Raw genomic sequence first — 20,494 nt, 5'->3', positions numbered from 1 at the left:
AATTAAAAACCAGCAGATGATATCTGCTGGCTTCTTTTTGAAAAAAATCACCTTTTACTAATAAAAAAGCAAACTCTTTAATTTTTTATAAACTTCAAAACAGCACTATTTTGACTGCTATTAGTCAGTTTAACAAAATACATTCCGGCTGCAAGTTTAGAAACATCTAAGGTTGAAGCACTAAATTCTAAATCAACCTTTTTCCCATTAACTGCATATACTTCAGCTTTAACAATATTTTCACCTTGTATGTTTAAAACACTATTGGTTGGGTTAGGATAAATTTTAATCTGGTTTACAAAATCAACATTATTAATACTTAAAGATGGATTAATCTCATAAGTGAAATTATCAATGTATAAATTATCAAATGTAGTGGCTGCATTATATTTGAATGCTATATATTGGGCAGAGCCACTATAACTTTCAAAAGTGACCACTTTTTCATCCCAAGCATCATCCGTCAAATCGGCATCAAGGTATGTTTGATATGAAGTAAAAGTCGAAGCATCTGTTGGGTCAGTCATGGTACCTACTTCTAGACCTCCATTATTATCATCGTATACTTGAAAAACAATTTGTTTTGTATCATCCAAATCTGATAACATAGGTGTAATTAAAAATATCCCTGAAGTTTCATCATTTCCACTATATAATCTCACACTAACTGTACCTTCTTGTGCTTGAAGAGTACTATATCTAACATAAGGGCTAGTTGATGTTGGGGCAACTAGACTAGACCAACACGGTTCTATATCTCCGTTATTTGTGAAGCCTTCAAAACCAAAAGAGTAAGTGCCAGATTCTGCAATACATGAGGTAGTAAAGTTCATTGGACCAACCCAAGGGCTTGCACCATCAGTATCGCAATCTGCTCTTACATAAATTTCATAAGGAGCATTATCAGATAGGCTATTAAAATCAGTATTAGAAGTGTTAGAAGTTGTTGGTGTTCCTGATGATGGAACTCCGGTTCCTTCGGGTTGAACAACATACTCCCAATCTGTTTGTCCTCCAACAAACTCCCAACTTACCTCAACTGAAGATGCCGTAATATTTTCTACTGTAATGTTATAAACCTCAGTACAAGCTGGCTGATCTGTGATTGTTACATCATCAATATAAAATGCAATACTTGAAGCAGATCCTGCACCGTGTTTTAAAACGACATATTCATTTGTACTTGCTGGTAAATTAACAAAATACTGAACATTATCTCCAGAAGTCCCTCCTGTTATAATTGACACTGAGGTAATTTCGGCAAACGTATTGGCATCTAAAGGATCTGTCATTGTCCCAACTATAATATTAGCTTCAGCATTTGCATTCGATTTTCTAGCATAAAATTCTAATCTATGAGCACCATCATTAGCAACTGTATTTTGAGGTAAAACTAATAATACATTAGCATTTGCATCGTTACCAGCATTCATTATAATGGTATTAGTCCCAGAATTAGCATATCCTGCAAAATTACTAACTTGTACTAATGGCGAACCAGTAGACGTTACATTCTTATACCAACAAAAAGGAAAATCGCCATTAGTATACGAATCAAAATTTTCAGAAAACCCTTCTCCAACAGGTGCACAAGCTGTTCTAAACTCATATGGCCCAAACCAAGAACTCATTCCAGAGCCATCACTTCCTGCTGCATCACAGTTAGCTCTTACAAATACTCTATAAATACTGTTAGGAATAACTGCTGCTCCATCTGTATCTATTGTAACACCAGCGATTGTTGATGCTGTTGCAGTTCCTGTTGGTTGCGCATTGGGGTCAAAATTTAAGTTTGTTTGCTTAATAATATATTCCCATTCTGTTTGAACTTGTGTGTCTATTGTTAAATCAAGATCAAAAGACAAATCTGTTATATTACTTGCAGAAACATCTAATACATCAAAACATGCTGGTTGCGTCGTCACTACAATATCATCTAAATAAACCGTTTTATTAGATGTAGCAGTGGTTTCTAGTTTAAACGCTAAATAATTATGAGTCGCATTAAATGGAATATTGACATAATAAAGCGAATAATTATTAGTATTAGTAGAACTAATTGCTAATGGCATAGAAGCCAACTCTAAAAATGTCGCTTCATTATTTGGATCGGACATTAAGCCTATTTTAAAATAAGAATCACCTCCCGTAGTTGAATTGACTTTAGCAGCAAACTCAACACGACGAGTTCCATCTGCAATAATGCTACTTTCTGGGGAAATTAAAAATACAGTATCATCATTATTAAAAGATGAAATGTCATAATAATTACCAGGAGAATATGCCTGTGAGCTTTCATTTACCTTAATATTTGCGGTTGTTGTTCCTGTAGTTGAGTTTACCGTTGTCCAACAATAAGGTGTCACTAAGTCATCTGGTAAACTATCGAAGTTTTCAGAAAAGTCATTTGTAATTGCAGCACACCCTGATCTTAATTCAAAAGGTCCAAACCAATCACTAAAACCAGAACCATCACTACCATCTGCATCACAATTAGCTCTCGCATACACAAGGTATGGACTGTTTGGAACAATGGCATTGGCATCAGAATCTGTTGTAATATTTGCAGTAAGTGTTGTTGCAACTATTGGAGTTTCTATATTTGGGTCGTAATCTAAGCTTGTTTGTTTTACTGTTAATTGCCATTCTGTTTGAGTTTGTAAACCCAAAGTTAAATCGAGATCGAACGATATGTCTGTAATATTGTTAGCTGCAATATCTTGAATTTGAAAACAAGATGGTTGACTAGTTACTATAATATCATCCAAATAAACCGTTTTATTTGAAGCTGACGTAGTTTCTACAGAGAAAGCTAAATAGTTATATGTTGCATTTAATGGTATATTAATGGCATAAAGTGAATAATTATTGTTGTTCTCAGAACTATTTGTTAAATCAAATGAAGACAATTCAATAAAAGTGCTTTCATCATTTGAATCTGTCATTAACCCAACTTTTAGAGTTATAGTTTCAGAGCCTAAAAAACCACTCTTAGCAGCAAACTCTATTCTATGGTTACCATCAGCAATTATACTACTCTCTGGAGAGACCAAATACATTGTATCATCATTTGTTAATAACGAAATTTCAAAATAGTTATCACCTTCATAAGCACTAAAAGAACTTGTATTTACTTTGGATCTAGGAGCCGTACTACCCGTTGTAGATGCAATGGTGTTCCAGCAGTATGGCGTTTCTAATTCGTCTGGCATAGACTCAAAGTTTTCCGAAAAATCATCAATTGGCACACAACCAGTTCTAAATGAAAAAGGACCGTTCCAAGCACTCAAATCACCACCTGTACAATCTGCTCTTAAATAAAACTCATAAGCTGTATTGGCCGTTAATCCTGTTGCCGAATAAGGTTTAGAAATTCCCGTATCTGATGGAGTTCCAGTTGGAGAAAAACCAGCAACGTCAAGCTCTATATCCCAAAGTGTTTCACTTCCGTTAATGGCCCAATCTAAACTTGCTGTAGTCGTTGTTGTACTTAAAGCCATTCCATCTGTTGGAATTGGACAAGTCTCAGTAATTCCTCCCAAAATAATATTAGGCACATATGAGTCTGTTCCTGCATTAGCTGTAAGTGGAGAGGCTGGATCTGGATTAATAGAAGAACTTCTATATGTTATAGTTCTTGGACTTAAAACTGGAGAATTGTAAAAATCATCTGTATTATTATCAGCTCCAAGCATGTTCTCATCAACTGCAACAATTAAATTATCCGAACCATTGTAAGCAAAAGGTGTGTCAAATGTTAGTGTTACCCAACCTTCACCTGCTGACACATCAATACCACCAATATAAACTTGAGTCAAATTAGTTAATATTTCCCAATCGCTTGTATTTGTAAATTCTGTTTTAGTAGTGTGTCCTAAATAAATAGTTAAGTCTTGGCTATTCGATAATAATGATGTTCCGCTAAAATACCATTGCAATTCTGTTATATTTCCAGATGCATTTATTTCTGGAGCTAAATAGATACTTTGAGAATAAGAATACACATTAAAAGGATCAAATGGCCCATCTTGAAATTGGTTCGTATCTGTTCCTATTTGCACTTGTGCAAACGAAAATACAGATAATAGTGTAAAAAATAAGAAGTACATTTTCTTCATAATAGTTGTTTGTTTAAATTTAGAATTATCACTATATTATAGTTGATAATATTACCATTGGGTAAATTTATTTACAATTCCATTTAAAAAAAAACTATACTAGGTTAATGCAAAGTTAATACAGTTTGGTTTTACCTAGCTCATCCATATTTTTTAGACTTTTGTTTTATAACAATAAAACTATATTATGATGAAAAAATTACTATACTTATTTGTTGCTGTAGCTACCCAATTTTCATTTGCTCAAACAGATGAGGCTTCTGGAGCTCCAGCATTATCGATATCTACTACTTATGCATGTGAAAATGAAGAAACAGGCGATTTTACTGGATTTACGAAATCTGCTGAATTTACTTGTGCAGGTTCAGAGTACGACTATTGGGTAGATGCATGGTATACTATTACTCCTTCCGAAACGCGATTATATGCTATCGAAATTGAAGAATTAAACGGGTTTGTTTTTGATGTTAGATTGGCATTATTTACTGGAACACCAGGTAACTTAACAAACAACTCAGGTTGTGCAACTAGGTATCATAGTTCTGTTCTTAATATGGGAGAAACGTACTACTTACACGTTAGAGCTGCCTACACAGCCACGCAATATAGAGTTTGCGTTTATCCATTTCCAGACACACCAAGTAATGATGAACCAGCCAATGCAGATACCTTAATAGAATCTACTTTTGAAGTTTGTGAAAACCCATCAACAGGCCATACAGCTAATGCTACTTTTACGAGCGAAGTTGTTTGTAGCACCTCCAACCCAGATGTTTGGTATAGTTTTACTCCCACTGAAACAGCAGAATACACTTTTAAAGCTAGTCTTTTAAATGGTGCAACGCCACTTTACATAGGTATATACAGTGGAACTCCAGGGTTTTTAAATGCTTTTGTTGAAGAACCTACATCGCCTACAATACAATGTCAAGATATAGTTTTAGCTGATTTAACAGCTGGAACAACATATTATATAAGTGTCACATCCTCAAATTCATCAAGGGCAGTATATTTTGATTTATGTGCTTATAAATCTCCTCCTGCACCATCAAATGACGATTGTACAAATCCAACAAATTTAACTGTTGGTGCAACTTTTGAAGACAACTACATTATTGCTACTAATACATCTGCAAGTGTTAATCCTGGGAATTCAAATTTTCCTGATTGTGGAACTTTACCTGATTTTGGAATTTACGGTAGAGATATTTGGTTTACTGTTACGGTACCTGCATCTGGAAGTTTTACTATTGAAACTAGAGCTGAACCAACAGAAACTAACCTAAGTGATACTGCCATGGAAACTTACACAGGATCTTGTGGCACCGGAACTTTAACTCCATATTACTATAATTTGCCACCACCAAATACAGGAACGGCTTTTTGTAACGATCAATTTGTGATTGGAGGGAATCCATATGCTGGAATTTTATTTACAGATAAAACACCTGGTGAAACTGTTATTGTAAGAGTTTGGGCTTGGTCTTATCAATTTGGAAAGTTTAGAATTGGAGCTTATGATCCTAATTTGCTAAGTACTGAAACATTTGACACAAATAGTTTTAGTTATTTTCCAAATCCAACAAATAATATTTTGAATATAAATTACAATCAAAATATAAATAAAGTTACTGTTAACAACCTTTTAGGACAAACAGTTTTAACAAGAGAAGCAAACAATAAATCTATTGCTTTAGATGTTTCAAATTTAGCAACTGGCATTTATATCGTTACTGTTAACTCTGGGAATACTTCAACTAATTTTAAAGTTGTAAAAAGATAGTTTGATTATAAATATTTTTAGATAAAAAAGAACACCTTAACTTGTAAGTTAAGGTGTTTTTACATTATAATTTGATTTTTGGTTTCTTTTCAAAAGCATTTTATAGAATTAAAAAAACTATTAAAACGTCTAAATATTATAGCGAATAAATGGCTCTAAGCGTTAAGTATCTTGGCTGAATAAAATATTCGGTAGTGCTTACCGAAATACTGCTCGTACTACTTTGACTCTGTGATTGTGTGTTTAATAAGTTGGTTGCCTTGAGTTCAAATTCCCATTTGGCATCCGCATTTTTTCTATAGGCTAAAGAGGCATCCCAGAAATCAAACGTGTTAATGGTTCGATCTTCATTACTAAAGTTATTATAGGCATAAGATGTTTTAAACGTGAGGCTTTCCCATATTAAAGCATCGAATTCAATACTTGGTGCTTTGGTAAAAAACTTACTTCTGCTAGAACCCTGATCGTTGTCTTGAATGGTATATCGATAAGCTAATTCAACATTTGGAGCTGTTTTAAAATTGGTTCTTAATTCGGCACCATAGGTTTGAGAATAGTTTTCGTTTACAGATGGGATATTCTGAATAAACTGATTAAACTTCGTATAAGTAAAGTTTCCATTGACAGTTGCTCTTAATTTCCCAAAAGATCTTTGAAACCTTCCACTTGCTGAAAGCGACTCGTCTGCATAGTTAGAGTTAAATGGCGAATTGCTTCTAATAACACTTTCGAAATTGGTGATGTTTCTAATTTGATCAATGCTTTTTCTATAATTTACATTTGCAAAGACGTTAGTATAGTTAAACATATTAAAGCTAAAATAGGTTAGATTGATATTGTGTGCCGTGGCATTTTCTAGTTCTGGATTTCCATAAAAATACGAGTTGTAATTGTTCATAACATACCCACGTGCAAAATTGGTAATGTCTGTAAATTGTGTTTGCATGGTATAATTGAAGATTAACTGTTCACTTTTTTTCAATTGAATTCTAGCATCGAAATCTGGTAAGATTCTAAAGAAATTATCTTTATACTTGTCTCCAAATTGAGTGTTATTGACATTATATGCATGTGCTGAAAGTCCTGGAGTAAGTGTGAATTTACCTAATTTTACAGTGTAATGAACTCCTAAATAAAGATCTGTGAAATTATATGTAATATCGTTAGTTGCCAGACCATCGTTATCTATAGGAATGGGATTAAATTCTGAACCATCATCTAAAAATTGAAATAATTCAGACGTAAATTTTTGATTGCTATATATGGTTCCAAGTGTTACATTAATATTACTCTTATTATTTAACACATTCCAGTAATCTATTTTCCCATCAAGCTGGTTAGATTTAACACGTTTATCTTGAGCCACATTATAATTAGATTGTGTGGTATCAAAACCAACAACATTAGCTACATCATCATAACTACTTTTTTCTTCTAGAATAGCATTGTAAAACGGATCTTCATCTTGTATTAATGACTGTATTTCTAATGAAAATATATTTCTTTCATCTAGAGTGTAGTAGTAATTCAAACTTTGTTTAACACTAAATGGACTGGATTCTTCGTTAATATCTGTATTTCCTAAAACTGAAGAAAACACATGTTGTTCTTGCGATTCTTTTGAAAACCGTCCTAACACATCATAATCTAATTGATTATTTCCATTTGGTTTGTATTTTCCACTTAATTTAAGCATTCCTAAATCGCTACGCTGAATGGTATTACTTTGCGTTGTTTCGTCCGGAATTCCTAATTCAGGATCTGTATAAACAATATCATTGTTCTCTTGCAACTCATTTTTACTATTCGAATAGATAGCAAAACCACTGATATCCAGAGTTTCTTTTGGCGAATAGCTAAAATTAGCTGCACCAAAATTAGACTCAATACTTTTGGCTCTGTTATTTTGAAGCGTTAAAAACCCTAAATCGTTATTTCCTAAATCAATGCTTGTACCACTTTTACGACTTGGCATTCTAAAGCCTCCTGAAAAGTTAAAATAATCGCGACGTGTAAAAGCTTGTTCCCCAATATTATTCATATCCCCAATGACGTTGATACTTAATTTCGGGCTGTAATAAAACAGTTTGGGCTGTACTAAATACAGGCCATTGTCGCTTGTTGCTCCTCCTCCAGCTGTTACAGTTCCAAACCAGAAATTCTCTTTTCCTTCTTTTAATTTGATATTAATTGCCACATTGTCCTGGTTATTAGTTACAGAACTTAATTGACCAACTTCGGAATAGTTTTTTAGCACTTGAACCTTATCTACAGCATTCGAAGGAATGTTTTTTGAAGCCAATTTAGAATCCCCATCAAAGAAATCTTTGCCATCGACCATGACTTTAGATACCTTTTTGCCTTCTACTTCAATTTCACCATCATCGTTAATCTCAACGCCTGGTAATTTTTTAAGAACATCTTCTAGTTTTCTTTCTGTACCATCTTTAAAAGAATCTGCATTGTAAACAATGGTATCTCCTTTAATGGTTACAGGCATTTCATAGGTAAGTTCTATTTCATCTAAGGTATTATCGTTTTGAAGTGTAAAATCTTGAGATATATTATCGGTTTTGGTTTCAATCAATGCGTCTGTCGCTTTCATTCCAATATAACTAACTTGAATTTTGTAGCTTGAATTAGCTTCTAGGGAAAGTTTATATTTACCTGTATCGTTCGTAATGCCATAAGCATCCATGTTTTTTGTTGCCTGATTTATAGCCACCACATTGGCAAGCTCTAAAGGATTGCCAATACTATCTTTTACGACACCTTCTATTTTAACTTGTGCAAAAGCGATGTTTGCTACAAGTATTAACAGTAGCGTAATTATATGTTTCATTTGTGATTTTTTGATTGGTTAAATAAGTAATTAACGGCCTCTTCCACCTCCACGACCTCCACGACCTCCATACATGTCTCGCATTTCTTCTATTTTCTTTTTCATGATGGCATTATACTCGTCTTGTGTGACTTCCTTTCCTTTTTCTGGTCTTTTAATACCCTCCTTTTCTTCAGGGTTTAATACAATTTTAGAACACAAGATGGTTGTTCTATCTGCATTAACTTCTAGAATAAGTCCTGGTAACCCCCAAAAATCACCTGGGCCTTGATTCACTGGGATTTGCATAGTGTACCAAGCTGTTACTTCAATAGTTTCTGGGATTTCAATGTCTTCCATCAGGTCTTTGGTCTTCGTGCTATCTGTTTCTTTTTTAGCATCATCGTCGTTATTTCTTCTTCTCATACTTCTAAAATCCATAGCATCTACTTTTTTAGTTGCAGTTGCCTTAAAACATGTATATTGACCAATCTGTTTCGTTTCTCCACTCATTTTCCATTCTAATTTTGGTAAGGAATCTTTAATTAAAAACTGCTTTCCAAAAAATTCTTGCTCTTGTAGTAAAACATTCTCCTTAACATTTTTGTATTGTGCACCTCCCGTAAAGTTCCCCATCATCATTCTAAAACCTCCACCTTGACCTGGTGCAGCTAATTTTTCTTCTTCTTTATAAGTGGATTCTGTTTTATTAAAAACTAAGAAATAAGTTTTTTCAAGCATGGATTTCATTCTCTCTGCAAATTGCTTTTTTTGTTCTTCACTAAAATTTCCACCTCCAAAATTATCCATATCTATAGTGGTTTTTGATAAATAGGTGGCTTTACCTTGAAAATCTTGTTGAGAAAACATCCAAGTAGTGGATGCAAAAAATAAGACTACAATTAATGTTTTTTTAAAAAGCTGATTCATTTTTACAGAGTTTTAGTTTTAACTAATGTACAATTAATTACTATTAGACTAAGCTACTGTCAAAACGTTTAAACCGATATGTTAAAATATACTCTTTACAGATTATTAATATTCGAAGTTATGCTTATAAATTAATAGTTTAAAAGTGGTTCTATTTTTGTACTTTTCAATTCTCAATGAAAACACTTTTATACTTTTTATTTTTTATTTCTCTTTCCATCTTTGGGCAAGAGCCCATTGAAACGACCTTTGTTTCCAAAACTCCTTTTGAAGCTGATAAAATCATTGGAATTGATAATTTTGGAACAGTTTATTTTATAAAAAAGAATACGCTTTATAAAATAGAAGACCAAAATAATTACTCTTATAGCAATGTGCAATTTGGAAAAATAACTTCGGCAAACAGTTTTAATCCATTAAAAATCACAGTCTTTTATGAAGATTTTAATACCGCATTTATTCTAGACAATAGGTTTGCTGAAATTATTAAAATCGATTTTAGTCGTTTAGAATATTACAAAAATGTGGCATTTGTGTCTACTGCAAACGATAATGCGTTATGGATCTTTAATCAAGATATTCAGCAATTAGAGTTATTCGATTATAAAACAAGAAAAGTAAGAGCTACCACACAACCGACACAGTCTAAAGCTTTAGATTTAAAAAGCAATTATAATTATGCATGGATGCTAACTGAGAAGTTTCTCTATAAATATAATTATTTTGGCAGTTTGGTTTATAAGGTAAAAAACGATGGTTTTACTTCTATATTTGAAAATAACGAACAGGTGTATTTAGTAAAAGAAAATAACCTTTATTACTTTAATGAAAGTGAACAAGTCTATCAATTAATTATAACACCTGAATTGTTAACAAAACAGTTTTTAGTAACCAATGAAACCTTGTATATTTACGATTCTAAAAATTTACACAAATTCCAACTAAATAAATAAACACTTATGCACGTTGCAATAGCCGGAAACATTGGTGCAGGTAAAACCACACTTACTAAATTACTTGCTAAACATTACAAATGGGAATCTCAATTAGAAGATGTGGTTGATAATCCTTATCTAGACGATTTCTATAATCAAATGGAACGTTGGAGTTTTAACCTACAAGTCTACTTTTTAAATAGTAGATTTCGTCAAGTGGCTCAAATTCGTGAAAGCGGTAAAGACATTATCCAAGACAGAACCATTTATGAAGATGCGCATATTTTTGCACCAAACCTTCATGCTATGGGATTAATGACGAATCGTGATTTTGAAAATTATCGTTCATTATTCGATTTAATGGAGTCTTTTGTTCAAGGTCCCGATTTATTGATTTATTTAAGGAGTTCTATTTCAAATTTGGTATCTCAAATTCATAAAAGAGGTCGTGATTATGAGAATTCTATAAGTATTGATTATTTAAGCAGACTGAATGAACGTTATGAAGCTTGGATTCATGGTTACGACAAAGGAAATCTTTTGATTATTGATGTAGATAATTTAGATTTTGTTGCAAATCCTGAAGATTTAGGAAGCATTATCAATAAGATAGATGCTGAGATAAATGGTTTGTTTTAATCTTAGCCTTTTTATTACACAAAAAAAGCCACGAAATTCGTGGCTTTTTTTGTGATTATATTTTAAAAAGTCTTATTTAATAATAATTTCTTCTGAGAATTCTTCATCAAGATCTGCTTGATTAGATTTCACTTTGATGGCCGAAGCACCTACTTTTAGCTCTTCAACTTTCGCTTTTACTTCCTCTAAAGTTCCAGTGATAACTCGTTCTTCAACTTTTATTTCTCCGTTTTCTTTGGTCGTAATACTAACAACTGCTTTCGCCAGGTTGTTTTCTTTAACTTCCATTTCTACATACACTTTTTTAAGAACTTCGTTACTTACTGAAGTTCCTGCCATAGCGACACCTTCATCCAATGCATGACCTCCTAAAATTGGAGCAATTACTAAACCAATTAAACAAGTTAATTTAATTAAGATATTCATTGAAGGTCCAGATGTATCTTTAAATGGATCCCCAACAGTGTCTCCTGTTACAGCCGCTTTATGTGCTTCAGAACCTTTATAAGTCATTTCTCCATTAATCATCACACCTGCTTCAAAAGATTTCTTAGCATTATCCCAAGCCCCACCAGCATTGTTTTGGAAAATAGCCCAAAGCACACCAGAAACTGTTACACCAGCCATATAACCTCCTAACATTTCAGCAATTGCCATGTTGTTCATTCCAAAAATCATAGGAACAAAAGCAATGACTAAAGGAAATCCAATAGTTAATAAACCTGGCAACATCATTTCTTTTAAAGATGCTTCCGTAGAAATTGCTACACATTTATCGTATTCTGGTTTCCCAGTACCTTCCATAATTCCTGGAATATCTCTAAACTGACGACGCACTTCTTCTACCATTTCCATGGCTGCTTTTCCTACAGCATTCATGGCTAAAGCAGAAAACACGACTGGTACCATTCCACCAACAAATAACATGGCTAAAACAGGTGCTTTAAAGATGTTAATTCCATCGATTCCTGTAAATGTTACATAAGCAGCAAATAATGCTAACGATGTTAAAGCTGCAGAAGCGATTGCAAATCCTTTTCCTGTTGCAGCAGTTGTATTACCAACGGAGTCTAATATATCTGTACGTTCTCTAACAATAGGTTCTTGTTCGCTCATTTCGGCAATACCACCTGCATTATCAGAAATTGGTCCGAAAGCATCAATAGCTAACTGCATAGCAGTTGTAGCCATCATAGCTGAAGCAGCTAAAGCCACTCCATAGAATCCAGCAAAGGCATAAGATGCCCAAATAGCTCCAGCAAATAATAATACCGAAGGGAAAGTAGAAATCATACCAGTTGCTAAACCAGCAATAATATTTGTTCCAGCCCCTGTACTTGATTGTTGTACAATATTTAAAATTGGTTTTTTACCTAATCCTGTATAATATTCAGTTACCGAAGAAATAACAGCTCCAACAACTAATCCTACTAAGGTTGCATAAAATACTCTCATTGAAGAAATTTCTTGTAAACCTTCTCCAAAGAAATTCATTTGCATCGTTTCAGGTAACATCCAAGTAACCAAACCAAAACATGATATGGCTACTAAAGCAATAGATGTCCAGTTACCAATATTTAAAGCTCCCATAACTTGAGCCTCTTTAGCATCGTTATTTTTAATTTTCACTAACATGGTACCAATTACAGAAATAATTATTCCAGCACCAGCAATCGCCATAGGTAATAAAATTGGTCCAATACCACCAAAGGCATCTGCAATATTTCCACCCATGTCTTTAATAACATAGTTACCAAGAACCATTGCAGCTAAAACTGTAGCTACATAAGACCCAAATAAATCGGCCCCCATTCCAGCAACATCACCAACGTTGTCACCAACGTTATCTGCAATCGTAGCAGGATTTCTTGGATCATCTTCTGGAATACCAGCTTCTACTTTACCAACCAAATCGGCTCCAACATCGGCAGCTTTGGTATAGATTCCTCCACCTACACGAGCAAATAATGCAATAGATTCAGCACCTAGAGAGAAACCAGCTAATGTTTCAAGAACAATAGTCATATCCATCGTGTTTGTCCAAACACCTCCCATAAAAAAATGAAAGAAAAATATAAAGAATGCTGTTAAACCTAAAACAGCTAATCCAGCAACTCCAAGTCCCATAACTGTTCCACCACCAAAAGAAATCTTTAGTGCATTTGGCAAGCTTGTTCTAGCAGCTTGAGTCGTTCTTACGTTAGTTTTAGTTGCTATTTTCATCCCAATGTTTCCAGCGAAAGCAGAAAAAATTGCTCCAAAAATAAAGGCAACTACTATTAACCAATGTGTTGTTGGCACTATAAAAGATACAGCCGCTAAAGCAACACTTACAATTACTACAAAGATTGCCAAAAGTCTGTATTCTGCATTTAAGAATGCCAAAGCACCTTCGTATATATGATCTGAAATTTCTTTCATCTTTCCATCTCCTGCATCTTGTTTCATAACCCAAGATTTCTTAACGATCATGTAAATTAATCCTAAAAGTGCCATTGCAATTGGCATATAAATCATCATTGATTCCATATTGTATTTTTTGTTTGATTAGTTTTAAGCAGCGCAAATGTAACAAAATACGTTAACATTTAAAAACCCTTCTACATGTATTGTAGAAGGGTTTTTTCAATATAAGTTAAAGCTACTATTTAAATAGTGAAATCTCCATTGGTTTTATGTTCGCTATTTTCATAACGATTCACACATTTATTAAGAATATCGTAGGCTTCTTTGGCATCTCCCCAACCTCCAACATCAACTCTCTTTTTCTCTAAATCTTTATAAACCTGAAAGAAATGCTCAATTTCTTTTATTTGATGAGGGTTCATATCTGATAAATCATTTAAATTATTCCAGATAGGATCAGAAACTGGTACACAAATCACTTTTTCATCTGGTCCTTTTTCATCAGCCATATGGAATACACCTATTGGTTTTACCTCAACCACACACATAGGAAACGTTGGTTCTCCACCCATGACCAATACATCTAATGGATCGCCATCAAGTGCTAGAGTTTCAGGAATAAACCCATAATCTGCAGGATACATCATGGATGAAAACAACATCCTGTCGAAACGTATTTTCTTTAGTTCAAAATCGTATTCGTATTTATTTCTACTTCCTTTTGGTATTTCTATCAATACATCAAACGTTAATTTCCCTTTACTTGTCATCTTATTTTTTTTAGGACTGCAAAGGTACGTAAGTGTTTGGTTTTGGGCAACAAAAACGTATTTGACTTTGTTGTTTTTAATTAACTTCGTTTAATTGGAAGTCGAATGGAATGGATTGAATTTAACTTTAGTCTTTGGTTATGTGCAAACTGAAAAACAATCTTCAGACGAGCTAGCAAAATTTCTACCTTTAAGTAAGTCTCTTCTTAAACTCTAAACATCAATCTGTTAAAATAAAAATCTACATTTCATTTTTTCATATCTTGCTGTATCAATCAAAAATAAAACCAACCTTCTCAGCATGAAATACTTATTAATCCTTCTCGTGTCCCTTTTTAGTTTTTCAACCATACAGTCTCAAACCCAACCATGGCAAGGGAAATTTGAGCCTATTGACAACATGATTCCTCCACCAAATACCTATAGAACAGCAAGTGGAGCTCCAGGAAAAGCCTATTGGCAACAACGAGCAGATTATAAAATAAAAGCAACATTAGACGAAAAAAACAATGTACTTTCTGGAGAAGAAACCATTACTTATTATAACAATTCTCCTGATGACTTAAATTATATCTGGATACAATTAGAGCAAAACGTTAATAAAAAAGGAAATGAAGATTTTGGTGATGTTTTTGGTGGTGTTTCAGATTCTATTAGCACCAGACAAATGCAGTTTCTTACTAGAGCTGTAGATTTTCCTGCTGGATATACCATAAAATATATTAAAGATGCTTCTGAAAAAGACCTGAAGACTTATGTTAACAACACCATGATGAAAGTGATGCTTAACCAACCTTTAAAATCTGGTTCTTCTGTAAGTTTTTCTTTAGCTTGGTCCTACCCAATTACAGATAGAAGTATGTTTTTATTGTCCAGAGAAGGTTACGAATACTTTCCAGAAGACGACAACACAGTCTATTTACTTGGGCATTGGTTTCCAAGAATGGCTGTGTATAACGATACCGAAGGTTGGCAAAACAAACAGTTTAATAGATTGGGAGAATTCGCTTTAGAATTTGGAGATTATGAGGTGGAAATAACCGTTCCAGAAGACCACATTGTGGCATCCACTGGAAAACTACAAAATAGTGAGTCTGTATTAACTAAGACTCAAAGACAGCGCTTGCTTGAAGCTGAGAAATCTTTTGATAAACCTGTAATGATAATCACGCCAGAAGAAGCTACTCAAAATGAAAAAACTAAAGCGAGTAAATTAAAAACATGGAGGTTTCATGCAAAAAATGTGCGTGATTTTGCTTTTGCTTCGTCACGTAAATTTATTTGGGATGCACAAGCACATCAGTTTTCAGATCATGTTACTATGGCTATGTCTTATTATCCAAAAGAAGGCTTACCTGTTTGGAGTGACGAATCTACAAAAGCTATTGTTGCTGCATTAGAAGTATATTCTGAAGCCACTTTTGAATATCCATATCCTGTTGCCATTTCTGTAAACACATCGAACATTGGAATAGAATTTCCTATGATTAGTTTTAATGGAGGTCGACCTAAAAATGGAAAAATGAGCGACAGAGCTAAAGCTGGAATGATTGGCACCATAATCCACGAAGTTGGGCACAACTGGTTTCCAATGATAGTTAGCTCTGATGAAAGAAAATGGATGTGGATGGACGAAGGCTTAAACACCTACTTACACCAAAGAACAGTTGCTGAAAAATATCCAGAATTCCATAGCACCACACCTAAAGATATTGTACCATTTATGAGTGGCGACCAAAATATTTTAAGACCCATTATGACGACTTCAGACAACGAATTGCTAACACAATTTGGAGCTAATTTTTACCAGAAACCTACTGTTGGCTTACAAATGTTAAGAGAATCTATTATTGGTCCAGAGCTATTTGACCAAGCTTTTAAAGAGTATGCTAGCCGTTGGAAATACAAACATCCAAATCCTGCAGATTTGTTTAGAACCCTTGAAGATGCTACTGCTACAGATTTAGATTGGTTTTTTAGAGGTTGGTTTTTTACAACTGATAAAGTAGACATGGAGCTTTCTAACGTAAAATGGTTTAAAGTATATGAAGATGATTTAAACATTGAAGACAAACACAAAAAAACCACCTTTAAAATAGAAGGCGAAAGCACTGAGACTATTGCTACCGATTTTTCTGGAGGTCCAGAAGTTATTACCATGACTCCAACCTCAGAGAATAGCTATGGAGGTTTTTTATCAAGACTTGATGAGCCTGAAGTTAGAAAACAATTATCTGGAAAGAATATTTACGAATTAACCATTAAAAACATTGGAGGGTTGGTCATGCCAGTAACTATAGAGTGGATTTATACAGATAACACTAAAGAAATTGACAAATTACCTGCTGAAGTTTGGCGTTTAAATGAATATGAAATAAGTAAAACTTTTGTAAAGACTAAAGTAGTGAAACAAATAAACCTAGATCCAAATTTTGAGTTTGCAGATACAGACACAAAAAACAATAGCTTTCCAAAAGTGGAAACACCTTCAGATTTTGATGCTTTTAAAAAAACGAAAAAGGATTAAGTTTGGGTTAAACACATGGGTTAAAACTGAAAACCGAAGCTACCAGTAATTCCAAAATCTCTAGCACCTGGGTTATCGAAATAATTCCCTCTAAAGTTAAAATCAATTCGAAACACTCTAAAAATATTAGCAATACCAACGCTATATTCGTAATATATTTCGTCTGTTGGAGCTATCAATGGAATATTAGATGGTGCACTTATATCTATGTTTTTTTGTGACAAATCTCCCCAAACAGCTCTAAAACCAACAATTTCTCGCCAATTAAGCTTTCGTAAGAATGGAATTCTAGAAAACAAACGTCCATTAAAATTATGCTCCAAGTGCATGGCTGCATAAGTATCTGTAACAAATTCGTAATAGTTTAACTGCGAAAACGATTTGTAAACAGAAAAATACGACTGGTTTCCAGGTACAACACTTAGTAATCCAAGTGGTACGGTCCCAAATGTTTTTCCAGCTTCTAAAGTAGATTTAAGTCTTCCTATACCTCCTAATTGCCATGGTTGAATATAGGATAGTTGTATTTTTGTATAATTAAAATCGCTTTTAAAGATATGTTTATCTCCTAAACTATATTGTGCAAAAATAGATGCATAGGTATCGTTTGCATTCCTTCTTTCAACACCATGACCAGTCATTTTTCTACCAGGAAAATAAGAAATAGCAAAGGTGCTTTCAAATTGTTTTAAATCGGAAGAAATACCTGTAGGAGAGTCTGGATCTATATAATCCAAACTAAAGGCATCTGAAGCCGAAGACAGGGTTCTATAATCACCACCTATTCTAAACAACACATTTTTTATAGGCTCCATTTCTATAGCCAGAGCCGTTAATTTAATATTAGATAATTTATCGTTAGGAGCCGTTGTAAAAAGAGCATTCGAAGCCAAACTTCGTCCTAAAACATCAGTAGAGGTGGTTAAACTAGCTCCAATTTGTTCAATATCGCGCCTATGTCCAGCAGAAATAATGAGTCGGTTTTTTTGATTTAATAACCATTTAGCAGAAAAGCCATATTTAAACTTATCATCTTTAAGACCATAAGCAACAAAACCTTGCAAACGCCATAAATCGTTTGGCCCAAAATAAGTTCTTCCTCCTGCTCTTATTCGTAAACCTTCCACATCATTATAACCGAAGCTTGAGAAAATAGGACCATAATCTAAGTTTAGTTTATCAATTTCAATATATCCTGAAGCCAGAATACTTCCTAAATTGTAAAGCCTTTTAAATTTCCCAACCGTCTTAAGCGTGTCTAACATTTTGTAAACGCCTTTTTCGTCTTTGCTTAGGGCTTCCATTCGGTTTTCATCCCAGAAAGCATCTTCCCGATTGTAAGCATCTTTATTATAATCGAAAACTTCATCTTTATAGAATTTATCGTCTTTAACTTCATTAAACACATAATTATCATAAAGAGTGGTACGTTTTCCATAAACACCACGCGATTTTTCCTTTTTATTAAAGGTGAAATCAGACATAAAATAATCGCGTTTCACTAAAAAGATGGAATCGTTTAAAACATCAAATTCTTGCTCAATATAGATTTCTTTTACCCAATTGATGTTAGCACTTTTTGAGGCTTGCATATTAATATCTTTAATAGCATAGGTTGTGTCTGCCACCCAGAAATCGCCTTTAAAGGTGAGCTCGTTTTTACGTCTAGGATAATAAATAATATTGTAACACCATTTGTTATCGATATAAGCACTATCAGCTAATACATAATTATACGTATTAATTCCGGTAGTAGAAATAGGACTTACAAAACTCTTATCGAAAAATTTAAGATAGTTATCGTAAATATCATATTCCGAATATAGATCCTTTATAAAATCTATGATGGTTTGGTTATTACTAAATCCTGAATTTTTATTTCCTTTTAATTCGACTTTCTCTTTTTTAAGAATATTATCTCCATAAACTTTTGCAGCTTCTTCATTTACAAAAATGGGCAAGTATGTTTTACCAGTTACTTTGGAAGTGTCTACATGTTCGAAAACAAATTCCATGCCTTTAAACAGATTGCTTTTCATTAAGGCACTATCGACTGTATTAATGTCAAATTCTACTTTTTCGTAACGATCGTAATTGTATTGTTTAAACTGCTTGAGACCATTTTTACGTTTGTTCTCCCAAATTTTACGCATGATGGCAATAGCTGGGTTTTCTTCAGCTTTTTTAGATTGTTTTCCGGAAACGATAACCACTTCGTTTAAAGCCGATGCTGCTTCAATAATATTAAAACTCAAATTGTAGTTAACTTTCTTATCTAAAGGGTATTCTATGGTCTCGTAACCTATAAATGAAACTATTAAAGTTTCCCAAGTATTACTAGACTCTAAGTAAAACGTTCCGTTTTCATCTGTTATGGTTCCTTCGGAAGAATTTTTAAAAATAATGTTGGCATAAGCTACTGGCTCGTTATATTCATCAAAGACATGACCACTAACTTTTGTTTGCGCAAACAAAGAGCTAATGGTACATAGAAAAAATATAGCTAATAACTTAAATTTCATAATAACAAAAAAACTTCATCAACAATATTGCCAACGAAGTCAATTTTAATTAAAATAATAACATTTTATTTGTATAACACCTTTTTAACAGCCTTAATAACCTCTTCACTATTTGGCAACCAGTGCTCAAATAGAACTGGTGAATAAGGTGCAGGTGTATCTGCTGTATTTATTTTTATAATAGGTGCATCTAGATAATCGAAGGCTTCAGATTGGATGATATAAGTAATCTCAGTAGAAACGTTTCCAAAAGGCCAAGCCTCTTCAAGAATTACTAATCTGTTTGTTTTTTTAACCGAAGTTAAAATAGCTTCTTTATCTAAAGGACGAACTGTTCTAAGGTCGATAATTTCACAAGAAACACCTTCTTTTTCTAATTCATCTGCAGCTTTATAAGCTTCTTTAATTATCTTTCCAAAAGATACGATGGTAACATCTTTTCCTTCACGTTTAATTTCTGCAACTCCTAATGGAATGGTGTATTCTCCTTCTGGTACTTCGCCTTTATCGCCATACATCTGTTCACTTTCCATAAAAATAACAGGATCATCGTCACGAATAGCCGATTTTAAAAGTCCTTTAGCATCGTAAGGATTAGAAGGCACAACAACTTTTAAACCTGGTGTGTTGGCAAACCAGCTTTCAAACGCTTGAGAGTGTGTTGCTGCTAACTGACCTGCAGAAGCAGTAGGGCCACGAAACACAATTGGACATTTAAATTGTCCACCAGACATTTGTCTGATTTTTGCGGCATTATTTATAATTTGATCGATACCAACTAACGAGAAGTTAAACGTCATATATTCTACAATAGGTCTGTTTCCAGTCATGGTAGAACCAATAGCAATCCCTGCAAAACCTAGCTCTGCAATAGGCGTATCGATAACTCGTTTAGGACCAAATTCGTCAAGCATCCCTTTACTTGCTTTATAAGCACCATTATATTCAGCTACTTCCTCTCCCATTAAATAAATGCTTTCATCTCTGCGCATTTCTTCGCTCATGGCTTCACATATAGCTTCTCTAAATTGAATTGTCTTCAT

At 33.7% G+C, this 20,494-nt stretch carries 11 protein-coding genes; 4 read left to right on the top strand and 7 right to left on the bottom strand.

Annotation, left to right across the window (positions count from 1 at the left end; genetic code table 11):
• Positions 1 to 77 precede the first annotated feature (77 nt).
• A complete protein-coding gene (locus ACI5KZ_RS11745) occupies positions 78 to 4,118 on the bottom strand; it encodes a choice-of-anchor J domain-containing protein (protein ID WP_406847719.1) in 4,041 nt (1,346 codons plus the stop codon).
• Positions 4,119 to 4,305: 187 nt separating this feature from the next.
• Here ACI5KZ_RS11745 and ACI5KZ_RS11740 point away from each other — a divergent pair, with 187 nt between their 5' ends.
• Positions 4,306 to 5,901 carry a T9SS type A sorting domain-containing protein gene (locus ACI5KZ_RS11740; RefSeq protein WP_406847718.1) on the top strand — a complete coding sequence of 532 codons (1,596 nt, stop codon included), beginning with the start codon at positions 4,306 to 4,308 and terminating at the stop codon, positions 5,899 to 5,901.
• 136 nt (positions 5,902 to 6,037) lie between these two features.
• Here the strand turns inward: ACI5KZ_RS11740 and ACI5KZ_RS11735 are convergent, their stop codons facing one another.
• Both ACI5KZ_RS11735 and ACI5KZ_RS11730 read right to left on the bottom strand, forming a co-directional pair.
• On the bottom strand, positions 6,038 to 8,743 hold the full coding sequence (locus ACI5KZ_RS11735) for an outer membrane beta-barrel protein (RefSeq protein ID WP_406847717.1): 2,706 nt from the start codon (positions 8,741 to 8,743) through the stop codon (positions 6,038 to 6,040).
• 30 nt (positions 8,744 to 8,773) lie between these two features.
• A complete protein-coding gene (locus tag ACI5KZ_RS11730) occupies positions 8,774 to 9,652 on the bottom strand; it encodes a GLPGLI family protein (protein ID WP_406847716.1) in 879 nt (292 codons plus the stop codon).
• A 176-nt stretch (positions 9,653 to 9,828) separates the two neighbouring features.
• Between ACI5KZ_RS11730 and ACI5KZ_RS11725 the strand changes: the two genes are divergently transcribed.
• Entirely contained in the window at positions 9,829 to 10,605 is a 777-nt protein-coding gene (locus tag ACI5KZ_RS11725; protein ID WP_109309745.1) for a hypothetical protein, read from the top strand.
• A gap of 6 nt (positions 10,606 to 10,611) precedes the next feature.
• Positions 10,612 to 11,226: a deoxynucleoside kinase gene (locus ACI5KZ_RS11720; protein ID WP_007647993.1), complete on the top strand. Its 615-nt coding sequence runs from the start codon at positions 10,612 to 10,614 to the stop codon at positions 11,224 to 11,226.
• Between the two features lie 72 nt (positions 11,227 to 11,298).
• On the opposite strand, the gene ACI5KZ_RS11715 is transcribed toward ACI5KZ_RS11720, so the two are convergent.
• Complete coding sequence (locus ACI5KZ_RS11715) at positions 11,299 to 13,755, bottom strand: sodium-translocating pyrophosphatase (RefSeq protein ID WP_109309746.1); 2,457 nt, start codon at positions 13,753 to 13,755, stop codon at positions 11,299 to 11,301.
• A 119-nt stretch (positions 13,756 to 13,874) separates the two neighbouring features.
• Positions 13,875 to 14,402: an inorganic diphosphatase gene (locus ACI5KZ_RS11710; RefSeq protein ID WP_109309747.1), complete on the bottom strand. Its 528-nt coding sequence runs from the start codon at positions 14,400 to 14,402 to the stop codon at positions 13,875 to 13,877.
• A gap of 301 nt (positions 14,403 to 14,703) precedes the next feature.
• Between ACI5KZ_RS11710 and ACI5KZ_RS11705 the strand changes: the two genes are divergently transcribed.
• Entirely contained in the window at positions 14,704 to 16,929 is a 2,226-nt protein-coding gene (locus tag ACI5KZ_RS11705) for a M1 family metallopeptidase (RefSeq protein WP_406847715.1), read from the top strand.
• 20 nt (positions 16,930 to 16,949) lie between these two features.
• On the opposite strand, the gene ACI5KZ_RS11700 is transcribed toward ACI5KZ_RS11705, so the two are convergent.
• Positions 16,950 to 19,451 (bottom strand): DUF5686 and carboxypeptidase-like regulatory domain-containing protein, encoded by a 2,502-nt coding sequence (locus ACI5KZ_RS11700; protein ID WP_109309749.1) that lies wholly within the window; start codon positions 19,449 to 19,451, stop codon positions 16,950 to 16,952.
• Between the two features lie 65 nt (positions 19,452 to 19,516).
• Entirely contained in the window at positions 19,517 to 20,494 is a 978-nt protein-coding gene (locus tag ACI5KZ_RS11695) for a pyruvate dehydrogenase complex E1 component subunit beta (protein ID WP_406847714.1), read from the bottom strand.

The sequence above is a fragment of the Xanthomarina sp. GH4-25 genome (assembly GCF_045363175.1).
Classification (GTDB): Bacteria; Bacteroidota; Bacteroidia; order Flavobacteriales; family Flavobacteriaceae; genus Xanthomarina.
Note: the sequence above shows the minus strand (reverse complement) of the source record. Positions and strands in the feature narration are given on the sequence as shown.